A 17,583-nucleotide genomic window follows, 5' to 3' on the forward strand; every position below is an offset into this window, starting at 1 on the left:
ACGACAGAAAAAGTGATAGTGTAGGAGGAAAAATGAATAAAAAACAGATGAATACAGGCTTGGTCGTCTTCATCTGCTGCGTTCTTGTGGCTGTAGGAGTTACCCTGCATCTCCGGAAGCATGATATGCTCCCTATTATCCACAAGGTAGTGGATAACACGACTGCCACGCTGGTGGCGGATACGGTGAAGACGAAAAAGCCTGTGGTGAAGAGAGATTTCAATATCTCTGGTTCTTTAAAAGATACCGAGGGAAACGGTGTGGCTGGCGTTATCGTGAGCGATGGCTTCAAATGTGTGAAAACCGATTCCCGAGGAAGATATAAGATGAAGCGGGACAGCTTGGCTCGCTTCATCTATTTTTCCGTGCCTGCTGAGTTCGAGGTTCCTACCCATTCGGCTACCGACCGCACGGCTTGTTTTTACCAGGCTGTTTCCAACAAGAAAAAGATTTATGACTTTACCCTGAGGCGATTGCCTGGCGGCAAGGAGACGAGTTATAAGATGATAGTCATCGGCGACCCGCAGATTACCAATGCCTACAGCCCCTACTATACTTCTCCGGATGATAATCCCATCAAGAAGAGTGATGTAGAAAGATTTACCACACAGACGATGGCAGACATCAAGCAAACCATCAAGAGTCTTCCTGCCGGCACTCCTGTCTATGGACTCAGCATGGGCGACGACGTACAGTATTACGGTGGCTATAATGCCAGGCTGGAGCGTCAGATACGCCAGGCATTGGGCTCTTCCGAGATGCGCCTTTTCTCCGTTATCGGCAATCACGATCAGGATGGAAAGGCACTCTACCGCAGGAAGTGGGAGGAGAATTTCGGTCCTACCGATTTTTCATTCGACCGTGGCGATGTGCATTATGTCTGCATCAACAACTGCTTCTTCCATCGCGGCATGTCTTATTATTCTCCTGGAGAATTGCGCGAGCGCCAGGTGAAATGGCTGAAGCAGAATCTGGCCCTTACGCCCAAGGATAAGAAGGTGGTGCTCTGCTATCATATTCCTTTTACCTTCGGCAATGCGCCGTTCAGTAAGGCGAAGCCGCTGACCAATGCCAATGAGGAGGGGCATTATTCCTCTTCCCGCCTCTCGCTGCTGTTATCTCTTTTGAAGCCATTTAAGGGAGGATATGAACTCTTCTGCGGCCATACTCATTTTGCCTGCAACCACGAAATCAATTATGAGGGCGAGGATGTGATGGAGCATTGTCATGCTGCAGCCTGTGGCAACATCTGGCAGTCGAACATCAACATCTGCGGTACCCCGAACGGATATTATGTCTATAGTTTTGTGGGTACCAGTATCAGCAACTGTTATTACAAGGGAACTTTCTGGGATAAGAGCAAGCAGATGACCATCTTCCGTGCCCAGACCGATTTCAACGGCGAGAAATATGCCAAAGACTGGCAGTTGGCAAACAACAGAAATATCCTGGTAGCCAATGTCTTCAATGCCACCAGTCATTGGCGTGTGGTAGCCGTAGAGGATGGCAAGGAATATCTGATGCGCCGCATCAGCAGCAAGGGTCAGGATGCCTTTGCCGCCGGTTATCATCATAAATACAGCGAGAGTGTATCCTATCGGTTCGTGAGCAAGGGAAATGGTTATCTCATCATGAATCACCTTTATTATTATACTCCTAGGAATCCGAATGCCAGAATCATCATCAAGGCATCCGATCCATACGGAAATACCTATACGGCATCAAGCGATGAGGTAACGACAGAGCCTTTCGCCAACTTTGCCCATTATTACGAAAAAGAGTATAAGGAATATAAGAATAAGAAAGACAAGATGTTGCGCGATTCTTTGTTGAACAGGCAGAAAGATACGATTGCTGCAAGAAAGAAAGATTCTGCAGCAGCACAAAAATAAAAGGCTTGGGAGTTATTGCAACTTCCAAGCCTTTTCTCATTTTATATCATACATTTTTTACTTGTTCAGTTTCCAGGTAACACCATCTTTGGTGTCCTTTACCTCGAAGCCGGCTTCAGCCAGAGCATCGCGTATCTGGTCGCTGGTAGCCCAGTCCTTGGCCGCCTTTGCCTTGGCACGCAGGTTGAGAACCATATCCACTACCTTGCCATAAGCCTCTTCACGAGCATCATTGTTGGCTCCCTTCTCACTCTTCAGGCCGAGTAGGTCGAAGGTGAAGAGATGCATGGTCTCTGAAAGCTCCTTCAGGTCTTCAGCAGAGATGTTTGCCTTGTGGTCGAGGGCTGTGTTGATTACGTGGCAAGCCTCGAAGAGGTAGCTGATAACGAGCTGAGTCTGGAAGTCATCGTTCATCGCATCGTAGCAGCGCTGGCGCAATTCGCTTACAAACTTCTTCACCTGCTCATCGCTCTGCTTAGCCACAGGCACACGCTCCAGGTCGTTCAAACCATTCATCAGGCGCTCCAATCCCTTCTGGCTAGCCTTCAAGGCATCATTAGAGAAATCTACTGTGCTGCGATAGTGAGCAGAGAGGATGAAGAAACGGATGGTCATTGGCGAATAAGCCTGCTCCAGACTGTCGTGATTGCCAGTGAAGAACTGCTCCAGGGTGATGAAGTTACCCAAGCTCTTACCCATCTTCTGACCGTTGATGGTAATCATATTGTTGTGCATCCAGTAATGAACCATCTGGTCGCCCTGAGAAGCCACAGCCTGCGCAATCTCGCACTCGTGGTGAGGGAAAATCAAATCCATGCCGCCACCGTGAATATCAAAGTGGCTACCCAAGTACTTTCTGCCCATCGCAGTACACTCGCAGTGCCAGCCAGGGAAACCATCGCTCCAAGGACTAGGCCAGCGCATGATATGCTCAGGAGAAGCCTTCTTCCAGAGGGCAAAGTCAGCCTGATTCTTCTTCTCGCCGATACCAGCCAGCTCGCGGCTCTCGTTGATAACGTTCTCCAGGTTACGTCCGGAGAGGATACCGTACTTATGATCCTTGTTATACTTCTCGATGTCGAAGTAGATAGAGCCGTTACTCTCGTAGGCATAGCCATTGTCCAGGATTTCCTGAACCAGTTTCTCCTGCTCTATGATATGGCCTGTGGCATGAGGCTCAATGCTAGGAGGGAGCACGTTCAGCGCCTCCATGGCATCATGGTAGCGGTTGGTGTAGTACTGAGCAATCTCCATTGGCTCCAACTGCTCCAGGCGTGCCTTCTTCTCAATCTTGTCGTCGCCCTCATCAGCATCGTGCTCCAGGTGGCCCACGTCGGTAATGTTTCTAACGTAGCGAACCTTGTAGCCCAGGTGCTTGAGATAGCGGAAGAGTATATCGAATGTGATGGCAGGACGCGCATGACCGAGATGCGGATCGCCATACACAGTAGGGCCACAAACATACATGCCCACGTTAGGAGCGTGGAGCGGAGTGAATCTCTCTTTCGTACGTGTGAGAGTGTTGTAGATCAATAATTTCTGTTCCATTTTGTATGAACCTTATTTTTAATTATTTATATTTTGAGTGCAAAGTTAACTCATTTTTCTGATATATCCGACAAATCATTCGCAAAATGTTATTAAATTCCTCGAAAATACTAATGGAACAGATTTTCCATGGTCAATTCTCTCTGTATGATGCTATATTTGCAGCCAAAAAGGTATCATATAAGAACTTATGTAAAGCTTGTCATAAGTTGTTCAAGTGGGTTAAGCAACATTTAATGATAACCAACTCTATTTCGACTTCATATTCAATTAATATATTTTAAGAAAAACTGGTGATCTAAATCAATTATTATTAGTAATTTTGCAACAAAATTTAAATGGCACTACTCCGTAATGGTGCGAATAGATATCAATTCAGAATGAAGCAAGAAAATGAACTAAAATCGCTTTTGACAGATCAAGAGTTTGAAGCCTCGGATAACAGGGAACTATTACTCGCTCAAGCAAAAGCGTGTGCAAACGGTTATGCATTAGCAACAGAAGGCATAGCAGTCGTATCAGATTTTCAAAATAAAGAATGCCATATTTATTCTGGAAGATTCGGTCAAACTATAATGAATCTTCCAGAATATATGGTAGATCGTAATTCTGCCTTTGAGGACATCGTATTCTGTCATGCAAAAGAAGACGAACTTATTGAACGTCATGTACTGGAACTTCGTTTCTTCAACTTTATAAAAGAACGTTCAATAAAAGAAAAGACAAATTTTTCAGCTTCATGTATCCTTAATTTTTACCGGGCCGGAGACAATGAAAAAGTCAAGATACTCCATACAACGAGATATTTCAGCTGTAGTGCCAACGGTAGTGTTTTACTCGGTCTATGCACTTACATCCCGTACCCTATTTCCCATAACCGACAAGATGGAATAATTGTTAATCTATTGACCGGGGAAATGGTTGGACGAGACATATACGAAGCGAGTGACCGTAAAATTCTTAGCCGCCGACAACTTGAAATACTGTCATTGATAGCCAAAGGAGTGCCAAGCAAACAAATTGCCGACAAGTTAAACATATCCATTTATACGGTTAATCGCCATCGTCAGGATATTTTAGCATCGTTAAAAGTTGCCAATACCGCAGCCGCAGTAGAAATTGCATTAAGAATGAACCTTATTTGAAGTGCTTGCCTGATTCGAAAATTGGTTAGAAATCAGTATTGCACATATCGTATATTTTCTCTAATTTTGCAACCGCAAATAAATCACAAGGAAGTTGCAATTTAATAAAAATCAAATAAATGTTACAATGAGAAAATTAGTATTTATCGCAATCATTGCAAGTCTTGCTATGACTGGATGCATCCAGAAAGAGTCAGAGAAAAAAGAAGGAAGTTCTGACAAGAAAGTCTTAACGGAAAACGTTAAACTCGCTACCTGCAATATCAATGTAGGAGGAATCCGTTTTACAAAGTCTAAAAACGGCGGAGAGAATGGTATCACACTTCTTGGCGACACTCTCAAGTTTGTGGCCGGTCCCCAAACTGATTATTTCCGCTCCCCGGATGGAAGCGTTGTCAATAGCTCTGCGATCATTTTTACAGAAGTTGACAACACTAAGCCTTTCACTTTTACGGCTAAAGTACAGCCGAACTTCACCAAAACTGGAACATATTCGGCAGGTGTGTTATACGCATACGAGAATGACACTCATTGTCAAAAACTGTGTTTCGAACAGGATGAATATGGTGTTCACCGTGTGGTGTCAGTTCGCACAATAGGCACTTCTGATGACAATAATCATCAGGCGATTAGCGGTCCGTATGTTTATATGAGATTATCATCCGATGGCACTACTCTTGGCAGTTATTTTTCAGAAGATGGGAATATGTGGCATATGGCTCGTCTCTACAAGAATGATTTTCCGGAAAAACTGCTTCTTGGCCTAAGTTCCCAAAGTCCTAAAGACGATGCACACACCTGCTATTTTACGGAAGTGTCGCTTAAGCAAGAGGCTGTTGCCAATTTTCGCATAGGTAAGCTCGACGGGGAATAAATACCATATCTCAGCACTATTATCAGATTTTAGCAAACATATTAAACATTTCAACTAATGAAGAGAAATCATTTTTTCATAGCATTGTCGCTGCTTGCATGCACTCTGCTGTCATGTCAAAATGAGAAAAAACAACAAACGTCAATAGCAAATAAATCGAATATGGAAAAAAATGACACAATCTTAAAGCCATTTGTGGCTGAAAACTTGTTTTGGATTCGTGAGCCCAAACAATACACCATCACGGACTCTTTGATTACAATCGTTTCAGAACCTCACACAGACTTGTGGCAGCGCACCTATTATGGGTTCAGCAACGACAATGCTCCGGTGTTGCAAATGAAAACCTCCGACAAGTTCTTTTCTTTTACAGTAAAGACATCGTTCAACAGTTCCGCCCTGTTCGACCAGTGCGGTATCGCAATCTATCTTGACAGTGACAATTGGATGAAGGCATCAATCGAATACGAGAACGAGGAATACCAGAGATTGGGCAGTGTGGTGACAAACAACGGATATTCCGATTGGGCTACGCATGATATTCCATCTTCCATAAAGGAAATGTGGTATCGCCTTAGCCGTCGGGGAAGCGACTATTATATAGAGACAAGTCCTGACGGTACCACTTTCCACCAAATGCGTACATTCCATTTGGATAAGGGTGATGGGGAAATCTCGTTCGGAATATATGCGGCAAGCCCGGTTGACCATTCATTCACCGCACAGTTCTCTGAAATGGAAGTCGGCGAGTGTAAATGGCAACCATGGTCAGCGGAAGATACAGGATTCAAACAGACTGCAAACAAGTAAACTGTAATCCAAAGAAAAATTAAGGTCATACACGCTTATAGGGCAATGTCATCCAAACTGATAGTATTATTGCAAATTCTTTATTCCACCATTTCCGCCACGCACTCGATCTCCGCCGCCTCTTCCTGACGACAAACATACAGCAAATAATAGAGAGTACCAAACTTTCGGCTATTTTTTTGCATAAAGTAAGCGATTTATGAATATCTATTCGCGAACTGTAAGTTTTTTGCCTAATATCTGTATAAAATCATCAAATGATTAGCATATATCGAAAATAATGTGTAACTTTGCAGCCACAAATAGGTATCAATTATTTAGAATGCGGCTATCAGTTCCGCTAATGAATATTAAGAAAGAAGAAAATGGCGTATATTAGATTAAGCGCTGCTGAAGCAGCAGCGATGATTAACGATCAAGATACAATCGGTTTGAGTGGTTTTACTCCAAACGGCGTGCCTAAGGCTACCTTCCGCGAACTCTCCAAGAGAGCCGTGGCTGAGCATGAGGCAGGCAGACCATTCCAAGTAGGCATCCTGACAGGTGCTTCTACTTCACAAAGTATTGAGGGTGACATGGCGGCAGCTCATGCCATCAAGTTCCGTGCGCCATTTTCTACCAACAAGGACTTTAGAACTCATACTAACCTGGGCGAGATAGATTATGAGGATATGCATCTCGGTCACATGGCTGAGCGCCTGCGCCGTGGATTCTATGGCGAGATAGACCTTGCCATCATTGAGGTTTCCGATTTGGAAGAAGGCGAAACCACCTGCAAGGCATTTCTGACCTCTGCCGGCGGCATCGTTCCTACCATCGTTAGATTGGCAAAGAAGGTGCTCATCGAGAAGAATACCTTCCACAGTCCTGCTTCCCGCTATCTTCACGATGTGTATGAGATAGCAGAATGCCCGTTCCGCACCCCTATCCCAATCTTGAATGTGGGCGACAGAATTGGCAAGGAATATGTGGAGATTGATGCGCATAAGATTATCGGTGTGGTGGAATGCAACATCCCGGAGGAGGCGCGTGCCTTCAAGCCACTCGATCCTGTAACCGAACAGATGGGACACAATGTGGCTGATTTCCTGGTCAGCGACCTGAAGAAGGGGCATATTCCTCCTCAGTTCCTGCCTTTGCAGAGCGGTGTGGGCGTAACTTCCAATGCCGTTCTTGAAGCATTGGGACAGAATCCTAACGTACCTGTGTTCAGCGTCTATACTGAGGTGGTTCAGGATGCTGTGGTGAAATACATGCGCGAGGGAAGAATCAAGGATGCTTCCTGCTCTTCGCTCACCGTTACCAATGATACATTGAAAGAGGTGTATGATGATATTGATTACTTCAAGAAGCATCTCACCATCCGCCAGAGCGAGATTTCCAACTCTCCGGAGGTCATCCGCCGTCTGGGTGTCATCGCTATGAACACCGCCATCGAGTGCGATATCTATGGCAACGAGAACTCCAGCCACATCTGCGGCAGCAAGCTGATGAACGGTATCGGTGGTTCCTGCGATTACGAGCGCAATGGTTACATTTCTATCTTTACCACGCAGAGTACCACCAAGAATGGTTGCATCTCTGCCATCGTTCCGATGTGCAGTCACGTGGATAGCACCGAGCACGATGTGGATGTTATCGTTACCGAGCAGGGCGTTGCCGACCTTCGTGGCAAGGGTCCTTTGCGCCGTGCCAAGGAGATTATCGAAAACTGTGCGCATCCGGATTATCGCCCTATGCTCCGTGAGTATCTGAAATTCGCAGAGAAGGGACATGAGCCACAGAGCATGCGTGCCGCCCTCGCTATGCACGATACCTTCCTGAAGAAGGGTGATATGAGATTGACAGATTTTGGAGAATATCTGAAATAAGAAAATCCCCGATAAAGCAGCCAGGCTCTATCGGGGATTATTGTATTATTTAGTAATTTAAAGCTTTTGCCCTTACAGGGCGACAGACTTATATCCATAATTTCCCAGGGCGATGCCCTGGGCTAGGAGCTTCTGCCCTTTCAGGGCGTGTGGAGTTTTTTTATGAAAGTTTTGTTTATAACTTCAGAAGTTTGGCGAATTCCCAAACCACGATGCCGGCTGTTACGCTGACATTCAGGGAATGCTTGGTGCCAAACTGTGGAATCTCCAGGCAGCCATCGCTCATATCCACGATGTTCTGCTTCACACCCTTTACCTCGTTGCCGAAGATAACGGCGTAGCCTTTAGGGAGGGAAGAATTCTCCTGCTTTTCGGATTCCTTTCCCTGTTTTTCGGATTCTTTCTCCTGCTTTTCGGATTCTTTCTCCTGTTTGAAAAGTTCCTCATGAGCCTCGGGTAGGTTCTGAAGCTTGGTAGAACCCTCTACCTGTTCAATGCTATACACAAAGTAGCCTTTCTGCTTCAGCTTTTCCACAGCCTCTTCGGTGGTCTTGAAGTACTCCCAATCCACGCTGTCTTCGCCGCCCAGTGCCGTCTTGTGGATTTCGGTATTGGGAGGAGTGGCGGTGATGCCACAGAGATACACCGCCTCTACACGGAAGGCATCGCAGGAGCGGAATACGCTTCCCACATTATATAATGATCGCACATCATCCAGAACTACTATCAATGGAAGCTTCTCTGCCTCCTTGAATTCCTCCAGCGTGAGGCGATTCATCTCTATCGTTCTTAATTTACGCATAGTTATTCTGAAATGAGGGGGGGGTATCCCCTACTCTTTTGTATATTTATGCTTCCGCCTCCTTGGTCTTGTAAGCCAGGGCGTACATGCGAATCTGCTTGATCATCGCCAAGAGACCGTTGCTGCGGGTTGGACTCAGGTGGTCCTTCAAGCCAATCTTCTCTACGAAATAGAGATCGGCATCCATAATCTCTGTTGGAGTATGACCGCTCAACACACGAATCAGGAGAGCGATGATTCCCTTTACGATAAGAGCATCGCTATCGGCAGTGAATACGAGCTTGCCATCTACATAATCGCACTGCAACCATACGCGGCTCTGGCAGCCGTCTATAAGGTTCTGCTCGTTCTTGTATTTCTCGTCGAGAGGAGCCAACTCGTTGCCCAAGTCGATGAGCATCTGATACTTATCCATCCAGTCGGAGAAATCCTGGAACTCCTCTACCACTTCATCCTGCAATTCATTAATTGTTGCCATTATTTTATTTCTTTAATTTCGTTTACTGTAATCAACTTATAGAGCTTATCGTTAGGGCGCACCTTATCCGGTACAGGGATAGACACTCTCCAACCCTGCTGCGCTGTTTCCACAGGCTTCAGGTCGTAGCGGATTTCATCGGCATTGAGATACATCACACCTGTGGTGTTACCCGTAATCAGAAGTTTCTCGCCCTTGTCGAAGGTAGAAGCTTCTACGGCAACCTCTGCCACGCCCAGCTTGGAGAAGTATTTCATCACCTTGCCCACGAGCACCTTCTTCTCGGTAGCCACAGAACCATAGTGCTTGTTCCACTCGCCGAGGGTCTGCCCCTGGTAGTAACCATCCCAGAAACCACGGTTGAATACGGTGGCAAGTCTTTCATCCCAGGCATCCTTCTTCTCTTCGGTGAAGGTACCATCCAATACGGAAGCTATCGCCTCCTTGTAGCACTTCACTACGGTATATACGTATTCAGGACCACGGGCACGACCCTCAATCTTGAAGACGCGTACACCGGCATCCATCATGCGGTCGATGAAGCGGATGGTCTTCAGGTCCTTCGGACTCATTACATACTTGTTGTCGATTTCCAGCTGGTTGCCGGTTTCGTTATCCGTAACGGTATAGCTGCGGCGGCAAATCTGAACGCATTCGCCACGGTTAGCAGAGCGGTTGGCATTGGCAAGGCTCATATAGCATTTGCCCGATACAGCCATGCACAGGGCGCCATGGCAGAACATCTCGATGCGAATCTGCTTGCCCATAGGGCCGCAGATATTCTGCTGCTCTATCTGCTCATGGATATGCTTCACCTGGTCCATGTTTAATTCACGTGCCAGAACGGAAACATCCGCAAAGCGTGCATAAAACTTCAAAGCCTCTGTGTTAGAGATATTTAACTGTGTGGAAAGGTGCACTTCCTCTCCTACTTCATTGCAATAGCTCATCACAGCCACATCGCTGGCGATGACGGCAGAGATGCCTGCCTCCTTGGCAGCATCAATGATTTCCTTCATCGTAGGGATGTCGTTATCGTAAATCACTGTGTTGACGGTGAGATAAGTCTTGATGCCATGCTCGTTGCAGGTGGCAGCAATCTCACGCAGGTCGTCGATCGTAAAATGATTGGCAGAATGTGAACGCATGTTCAACTTGCCGATTCCGAAATATACGGAGTCGGCACCAGCCTGAATAGCGGCAGCCAAAGACTCGCGCGAGCCCACAGGTGCCATCACCTCAAATTCGTTTATCTTTGTATTCATGAATGCAAATTTCTATTTTGGGTACAAAGGTACTGCTTTTCTTTGAAAAATCATACTAAAAGGCGCATAAAGATATATAATAAGGTATAAAAACAAAAATAGTAGCCACTAAAACCTGATATTTTAGCTGGCTACTATCTATTTCTAGAATGCCTTGGCATGAACGCATTTCATGTTCTTTTCCAGCTGGGCAGTAGAGCTGGCACCTACCAGTACGCTGGTTACGCCTTTCTGGTGCAGAATCCACGCCAGTGCCATCTCGGCGAGGGTTTCGCCACGTTCGCCGGCTTCAGCATTCCATTGCTTCAACTGCTCCAGGAGTTCCGGAGTCAGGGCGCTGTGCTTCAGGAAGTGCTCCTTTGCCATGCGGCTATCGGCAGGGATTCCGTTGAGATAGCGGTCGGTGAGGAGACCTTGGGCGAGGGGAGAGAAGGAGATGAATCCGATGCCGTTTTCGTGGCAGTAGTCGAGGGTTCCGTTCTCCTGCGGCGCACGGTCAAGCATGTTGAGTCTGTCCTGGAAGATGAGCAGCGGACAGTCGCGCTCCTTCAGGTATTTATCTGCGAACTTCAGGGCTTCCAGTGGCCATCGGCTGATGCCGAGATAGAGCGCCTTGCCCTGCTTCACGATATCTACCATAGCCTGGAGGGTTTCCTCGAGTGGGGTATTTGGGTCGTAGCGATGACTGTAGAAGAGATCCACATAGTCCAGATTCATGCGCTTGAGACTCTGGTCGAGGCTCGCCATCAGATACTTGCGAGAGCCCCAGTTGCCGTAAGGACCTTCCCACATATCATATCCCGCCTTGGTAGAGATGAAGAGTTCATCGCGGTAAGGCAGGAAGTCATCCTTCATCAGTCTGCCCATGGTTTCCTCAGCACTTCCGTATGGAGGACCATAGTTGTTGGCAAGGTCGAAGTGGGTGATTCCGTGGTCGAAGGCATAATGGGTGATGGCACGGCTTCTCTCGTAAGGATCCACTCCTCCGAAGTTGTGCCAGAATCCCAGACTAACCTTAGGCAGCAAGACTCCGCTCTTGCCGCATCTCTTGTAAAGTGCCTCTGCATCGCCATAGCGATTGGCATCGGCTGTGTAGATTCCTTTTAAGTCCATAATTCCTAATTATTTTATTTTATGTTTGAATAAGCTGCTGTCTGATTATTTCGGCAGCGAGATGGTGAACTCCGACCACTTGTCTTTCTCGCTCTTCACACTTATCTTGCCGTTATGGGCGTTGATTACCTGCAGCACGTAGTTCAGACCGATGCCGAAGCCGCCACGAGTCTTCCGGGCATCCTTTTCGTGCTCAGCGGCGCGCTCAAAGCGGTTGAAGATGGTCTTCAGTTCGCTCTTGGCTATGCCGATACCCTCATCAAAAACCTTGATATAAACGTTTCTGTCATCCTCCAGGGTGGAAATCTCAATGTTGATTTCCTCCTTCGAGTACTTGGTGGCGTTATCTACCAGATTGCTGATTGCCTCCTTCAGATATTCCTCGTCGGCTAGGGCAGAGGTGGCTCCAAACCGGGTGGTGATATGGATTGGTTTCGCTGATTTCGCCTTGTATTTATCCACCACATCCTCTATCATCGTTTCCAAATTTACTTCCGCCTTCTGAATATGCAGCTTGCCGTGCTCCAGTTTCGAGATGGTGAGCAGGCGGTTGATGAGGGCAAGCAGATGCTGCGCCTCGTCTTCTACGATGCAGAAATATTTCTCCTTCATTTCCGGCTTCTTTTCCAGTACGCCGCTGTGCAGATACTTGGTTCCCATGATGATGGAGGTGAGCGGCGACTTCATATCGTGAACCATCGCATAGGAGAAGTCCTCGCGCAGCAGTCGCACCCTTTCCTGCTCATCGATGTAGTTGATCTGGTCGATGAGGCTCAGGATGATTACCACCGTGGTAAGGAGAGAGGTGAGAACCGTGAACTTGCTTTCGTAGAAGGCAGCGAGCAATGCCTGTGCCCTGACATCCGGTGCCAGGTTCCAGGGCGTTTCATATCCCATCTGGTGAACGGTCATCTGCAGCGAGTTCCACATCCAGAACAGCTGCATGCAGAGCACGGCTATCAGTGCCGTGGTGCTGAGTGCCTTGGCTCTATTCGTCTTCATCTTTCACAAGCATTTCAGGCAGTTTCCTGCTCAGGGCAGCGAATCCGCCTATGGTTAATGCCGTACCGGCTATCAGGAGCAATATGCCGAGCACTTTCGATTCAAAATGGAAGGGAACCAGAGTGGATACGAAATAGAGCACGATGAGAATGATGGTGCTGCGTGTCTTGCCGTATATCCAGCTGCAGTAGCAGAGGGTGATAAAACCGAGCACGGTCAGATCTACATTGATATCACCACTGGTTGTTACCGACATCATGCATGCAGGCAGCATCATGATCGAGAGGGTAAGCAGCTGCACCCATCTCTTTTTGCCGCAGCGGATCAGTTCCTCCTGAATGGCGCCGAAGAAGATGTAGGCAGATATAAACGATCCGTTGATATTAAAAGGCAGGAAGCCGAGATAGCTCATCTCCATCATCTGCTTGGGCAGGAAGTCGAGATGGAAGAGGTTCATGATGGAATAGAAGACCATGGTGAAGCCCAGAATCGGAATGGTGCAAATGGTCATCGCCTTCCATTTGGCGGCAGGAATCACCTTTCCAAGCGAGAACCTGGAGAATTTGTAATGTCCGAAGGTGAACCATACGATGAGTATGCCCAGGAATCCGATGACTATCATAAACGGATAGATGGATTCCTCCAGCCCTTCTATCTGCTGGCTGTGGGTGCCCGAAGGCATGTTCATAGCCATGTAGAGTCCCACCAGGAATCCTCCCAGGAAGATGGTGCTGAGATATTCTGCCAGGAACAGTATGTAGTATAATATCGCTTTCAGCATAATGATGTCTTTTCTGTCTTTTTTCTTTATTCTAATTTGATTCTCGTATAATGTTATGTGGGGGTAGGGGAATGTTTATTCTGCGATGAGCTTGAATCCCACTCCTCTGATGGTTTTCAGTTCTACGGCAGGCTCGTCTTCCAGTGCCGTGCGGATTTTCTTGATGAAAACATCCAGGCTTCTGGAAGCGAAGTAATCCTTGTCTTCCACGCCCCAGAAACGGCTTAGTACGGCTTCCCGGCGTACCACCTCGTTCTTGTTTACCGCCAGCAGTTCGAGGATCTTAGCCTCCCGTGCGGTAAGCATTTTCTCGCTGCCTTCCTGAATATCTTTCAGGGTGGCGTGGTTGGCATCCAGTGTATATCTTCCCAGCTTGATTTGGCAGCTGGCATTCTCGCTGCGCTTTCCGGCTTTCAGCTGGATGAGGCTGTGGATGTGGGCATCAAGCTCTTCGGGAATAAAAGGCTTCTTGATATAGTTGTTGGCTCCGGCGGCATAACCTGCCTTCAGGTCCTTGGGTGAGGTGAGACCGGTGGTAAAGAGGATGATGGTTTCTCCATCCACCTCTCGGATGTTCTTCACCATCTCGATGCCGTCCATGATAGGCATGTCGATATCCGATACGATGACATCGGGCTGAAAGTCTCTCCACGCCTTCAGTCCTTCCTTGCCGTTAACGGCGGTTTTCACTTCATATCCTCCGATGATATCCTCGAAGCAGCTTTTCTCCATATAGGCGAGGTTTTCATCATCCTCAACCAGGAGTAACTTAGTATCAGCCATAATCTTATCCGTTTTTGATGATTACGGGAGCCAAATCAGCCATTGTCTCCTTTTCCGCTGCAAAGATACATCTTTTTTGTGAAAAAGCCATATTAAAAGTGGGAGATTAACTTAAAGATAACGTTGGCGCCTTATCTCAGAATGGCAGTGCAAAGATACGGATTTTTTGGGGAACCACCAAATTTTGGTTGGCGATAAGGGGCGATTTTCAGCAGCTTTCAATTTGTAACTGCGTTAATAATCCTAACTCGCTCTAAATTGGACTTTGATTGAAAATCAAGAAGTTGGGCGTTTGCCTATATTATATAGGTAACAATATGGAAACGAGCGGACTTCTGCTCGTTTCTGTATTTTGCAATATACAAAGAACGCCTCAATTCGGGGACAAAGATACGATATTTTTCTTAATATCCCATAACTAGCAAGGAGAAATTTACGGAATTTAGAACTTTTTGAGTTAAATCTGATGCTTACCAACAATATGTATCCAAAAACAAACAGCAGTATTCGGATATAGCTTATCCGAATACCTGCTGCCATAACGTTTTGTTGCTGACGATGATTCTGACATCGGCTTTCATGTACTTTTGCAACACAGGGGACTTTTGTCTCTGTGTGCTCACTGTGGCTGTAGCCATAAAATAGTTGCCATCATCCCTATGTATGAGCTTGGCATTATGGCTTATGATGTCGCAGTGATAAGATGCATTGTCGTTGCCCTCAAAAGAAACGTGAGCAGTTCTTGGCTCATCAAAAAGATACAAATACTTGTATGGCACAAACACCTGTATTGTTCTTTGGTTTATAACCTCACCATTAGCCTCTATAGATATAGGATAAGGTGTCTTGTAGAAAGCAACTGCGAGGGCGAGGACTATTATCGTAATGATAACTGTCCCCAAGCTGACGAGGCGAGGAGGAACCTTGCCTATCACGTTCCTCACCTTCTCGCTTCTCAACTCGATGTTATCTGATTCTTTTTCTTTCTGTTCCATATCAAAAGTATTTTTAGTTTCCCAATTCCAACTGATTCTTCACAAGGTTATAGTATGCCCCTCGCTTGGCAGTCAAAGACTCATGGTTGCCAACCTCAACGACCTTACCATGGTCTATGACTACGATTTGGTCGGCATTCTTCACCGTACTCAGTCGATGAGCCACAATCACGACAGTCTTGCCCTTGTAAAACTTATCCAAGTTCTCCACGATGCTTCTCTCATTGTTGGCATCGAGCGAGTTGGTCGCCTCGTCAAGGAAGATGTAGTCGGGATTCTTATACACCGCCCTTGCTATCAAGATACGCTGTTTCTGTCCTTGGCTCAGTCCCACGCCATCTCGTCCAATCTTGGTGTTGAACTTCAGAGGCAAAGCCATCACGTAATCCTTGATGCAAGCTATCTCTGCTGCTTTCAACAATCGTTCCTTGTCTATGTCGCCATCATCAACGGCTATGTTTCGTGCGATACTCTCCGAGAAGATAACACCATCCTGCATGACAACACCACATTGTCTGCGCCACCATTTCTTGTTGAGCTTGTTAATGTTGGTATTGCCAATGTTGATTTGTCCCTCCAAGACAGAATAATAACCTAGCATCAAGCGGATGAGGGTGGTCTTTCCACTGCCAGAAGCACCAACAATAGCTGTCACCTTACCTTGCGGAATGTGAATATTCACATCGTCTATGGTCTTACGCAAAGCATGTGGGTCGTACTTGAACATAATGTTCTTGATGTCAATGCCCTCATTCTTATCTTCAATAGAAGTCAGCAAGCCTTCCTTTCCATTCTCATCATCCATCTGGTGAATCTCGTTGATTCGCTCCAAGCTAATCTTCACATCTTGCAGAGAATAAAAGAAGTTCATCAGTTGCTCCACAGGTGAGTTGAGTTGTCCGATGATGTATTGCACGGCAAGCATCATGCCGAGTGTCATTTGACCATGAATCACAGCGGTTGCAGCCACCACCGTGATGATGATGTTCTTCACCTCATTGATGAAGATGCTTCCTGCCTCCTGAGTTTGTTGGAGCTTGAGCGATTTCATCTGCACACCGAACAAGTCTGCTTGCGTGTCCTCCCATTCCCATCTTCTACGCTGCTCACAATCCTGCAACTTGATTTCCTGCATGGAGGTGATAAACTCGTAAGTTTTGTTGTTGTTGATGGCTTGTTGCTCAAACACCTCATAGTCAAGCACCTTTCTTCGCTTTAAGAACAAGGTCATCCATGTACCATAGAGGATGCTTCCCAACAAGAAGATGGCAAACACCGTCTTATTGTAGAAGAACAGCACCACCGAAAATACCACGAAAGTAAGCATAGCAAAAGCTATGTTGAGCGTCTGCTGAGTAAGGAAGTTGTTCACACGACTATGGTCGTTCATTCTCTGCATCAAGTCGCCCATAAGTTTCGTGTCAAAGAAAGACATCGGCAGCTTCAAAAGTTTGATGAAGAAGTCGCTCACCAACGATATGTTGATGCGCAGAGATATGTGTAGCAACAACCATCTGCGTATAAAGTCGATTACAGTTCTGCTGATGGTAAGCATCAACTGTCCCAACAGTATAAGCCAAACGAATCCTATATCTTGGTTCTTGATACCGACATCCACGATGGATTGGGTAAGAAATGGCAAGACAAGCTGCAAGAGGCTTCCGACTATCAAACCCAAGATGATTTGTCCGAAATACTTGCGGTATTTCTTCACATATCCAAAGAGAAATCGGAAAGACCTCTTTTCTTTTAAGTTCGCTTCACCCTCCATCTTATAAGTGAAGAAAGCAGGGGTGGTTTCCAAGAACATAGCAATGCCCTTGGCCTCTCCATTAGATTTCGTGCTTACCCAATGCTTTTTGAACTCATCTAAGTCATAAGTTACCAATCCTTTTCCTGGGTCAGCGACATAGAACTTCTTTCCATTCTTAACCTTATATAAGACTATAAAATGATTTTGATTCCAATGGAGAATACATGGAAGAGGAACTTTTTCCAATTCTTTTGTTGCTATTTTTCCGCAAAAAGTATGGAATCCTAATGTATTTGCCGCATCATTGATACCTAACATAGATACGCCTTCCGTTGTTGCGAAGCAAAGTTTTGACAGATACTCTGATGAATATTTCTTACCATAATATCCACAAATCATCTGTAAACATGCTATACCGCATTGCATGGAATCGTGTTGATATATTATTCTTATTTGTCTTTTCATAATGCT

Annotated in this window: 15 protein-coding genes; 5 read left to right on the forward strand and 10 right to left on the reverse strand. The window is 46.2% G+C overall.

Features of this window, described 5'->3' with window-relative positions; translation table 11 throughout:
- The first annotated feature begins 32 nt into the window (after positions 1-32).
- Entirely contained in the window at positions 33-1,892 is a 1,860-nt protein-coding gene (locus CFT61_RS03140) for a calcineurin-like phosphoesterase C-terminal domain-containing protein (RefSeq protein ID WP_089543033.1), read from the forward strand.
- A 57-nt stretch (positions 1,893-1,949) separates the two neighbouring features.
- Here CFT61_RS03140 and cysS read toward each other — a convergent pair whose 3' ends face one another.
- Positions 1,950-3,440 carry a cysteine--tRNA ligase gene (gene cysS, locus CFT61_RS03145; RefSeq protein WP_089543034.1) on the reverse strand — a complete coding sequence of 497 codons (1,491 nt, stop codon included), beginning with the start codon at positions 3,438-3,440 and terminating at the stop codon, positions 1,950-1,952.
- 380 nt (positions 3,441-3,820) lie between these two features.
- Between cysS and CFT61_RS03150 the strand changes: the two genes are divergently transcribed.
- The 4 genes from CFT61_RS03150 to CFT61_RS03165 all read left to right on the forward strand — a co-directional run bounded on the left by CFT61_RS03150 (position 3,821) and on the right by CFT61_RS03165 (position 8,140).
- The gene (locus tag CFT61_RS03150; RefSeq protein ID WP_233905049.1) at positions 3,821-4,585 is read left to right on the forward strand and encodes a response regulator transcription factor; all 765 of its coding nucleotides are present in this window, start codon (positions 3,821-3,823) and stop codon (positions 4,583-4,585) included.
- A gap of 127 nt (positions 4,586-4,712) precedes the next feature.
- A complete protein-coding gene (locus CFT61_RS03155) occupies positions 4,713-5,459 on the forward strand; it encodes a DUF1349 domain-containing protein (RefSeq protein WP_089543101.1) in 747 nt (248 codons plus the stop codon).
- A 162-nt stretch (positions 5,460-5,621) separates the two neighbouring features.
- Positions 5,622-6,269 (forward strand): DUF1349 domain-containing protein, encoded by a 648-nt coding sequence (locus CFT61_RS03160; RefSeq protein WP_176425483.1) that lies wholly within the window; start codon positions 5,622-5,624, stop codon positions 6,267-6,269.
- Positions 6,270-6,634: 365 nt separating this feature from the next.
- Entirely contained in the window at positions 6,635-8,140 is a 1,506-nt protein-coding gene (locus tag CFT61_RS03165; RefSeq protein WP_089543036.1) for an acetyl-CoA hydrolase/transferase C-terminal domain-containing protein, read from the forward strand.
- Between the two features lie 175 nt (positions 8,141-8,315).
- On the opposite strand, the gene CFT61_RS03170 is transcribed toward CFT61_RS03165, so the two are convergent.
- The 9 genes from CFT61_RS03170 to CFT61_RS03210 all read right to left on the reverse strand — a co-directional run bounded on the left by CFT61_RS03170 (position 8,316) and on the right by CFT61_RS03210 (position 17,577).
- A complete protein-coding gene (locus tag CFT61_RS03170) occupies positions 8,316-8,942 on the reverse strand; it encodes an RNA methyltransferase (RefSeq protein ID WP_089543037.1) in 627 nt (208 codons plus the stop codon).
- A gap of 46 nt (positions 8,943-8,988) precedes the next feature.
- Positions 8,989-9,420 (reverse strand): SufE family protein, encoded by a 432-nt coding sequence (locus CFT61_RS03175; protein WP_089543038.1) that lies wholly within the window; start codon positions 9,418-9,420, stop codon positions 8,989-8,991.
- Positions 9,420-10,685, reverse strand: a complete 1,266-nt coding sequence (locus tag CFT61_RS03180; RefSeq protein WP_089543039.1) for a peptidase U32 family protein — start codon at positions 10,683-10,685, stop codon at positions 9,420-9,422. The genes CFT61_RS03175 and CFT61_RS03180 overlap by 1 nt, the downstream gene beginning before the upstream one ends.
- Positions 10,686-10,829: 144 nt before the next feature.
- Positions 10,830-11,798, reverse strand: a complete 969-nt coding sequence (locus tag CFT61_RS03185; protein WP_089543040.1) for an aldo/keto reductase — start codon at positions 11,796-11,798, stop codon at positions 10,830-10,832.
- Between the two features lie 45 nt (positions 11,799-11,843).
- On the reverse strand, positions 11,844-12,800 hold the full coding sequence (locus CFT61_RS03190) for a sensor histidine kinase (protein WP_089543041.1): 957 nt from the start codon (positions 12,798-12,800) through the stop codon (positions 11,844-11,846).
- A complete protein-coding gene (locus CFT61_RS03195; protein ID WP_089543042.1) occupies positions 12,787-13,581 on the reverse strand; it encodes a hypothetical protein in 795 nt (264 codons plus the stop codon). The genes CFT61_RS03190 and CFT61_RS03195 overlap by 14 nt, the downstream gene beginning before the upstream one ends.
- 75 nt (positions 13,582-13,656) lie before the next feature.
- Positions 13,657-14,364 carry a response regulator transcription factor gene (locus CFT61_RS03200; protein WP_089543043.1) on the reverse strand — a complete coding sequence of 236 codons (708 nt, stop codon included), beginning with the start codon at positions 14,362-14,364 and terminating at the stop codon, positions 13,657-13,659.
- Between the two features lie 518 nt (positions 14,365-14,882).
- Entirely contained in the window at positions 14,883-15,359 is a 477-nt protein-coding gene (locus tag CFT61_RS17165; protein ID WP_233547110.1) for a hypothetical protein, read from the reverse strand.
- A gap of 13 nt (positions 15,360-15,372) precedes the next feature.
- Entirely contained in the window at positions 15,373-17,577 is a 2,205-nt protein-coding gene (locus CFT61_RS03210; protein ID WP_089543044.1) for a peptidase domain-containing ABC transporter, read from the reverse strand.
- Between the last annotated feature and the right edge of the window lie 6 nt (positions 17,578-17,583).

This window comes from Segatella copri (genome assembly GCF_002224675.1).
Classification (GTDB): Bacteria; Bacteroidota; Bacteroidia; order Bacteroidales; family Bacteroidaceae; genus Prevotella; species Prevotella copri_U.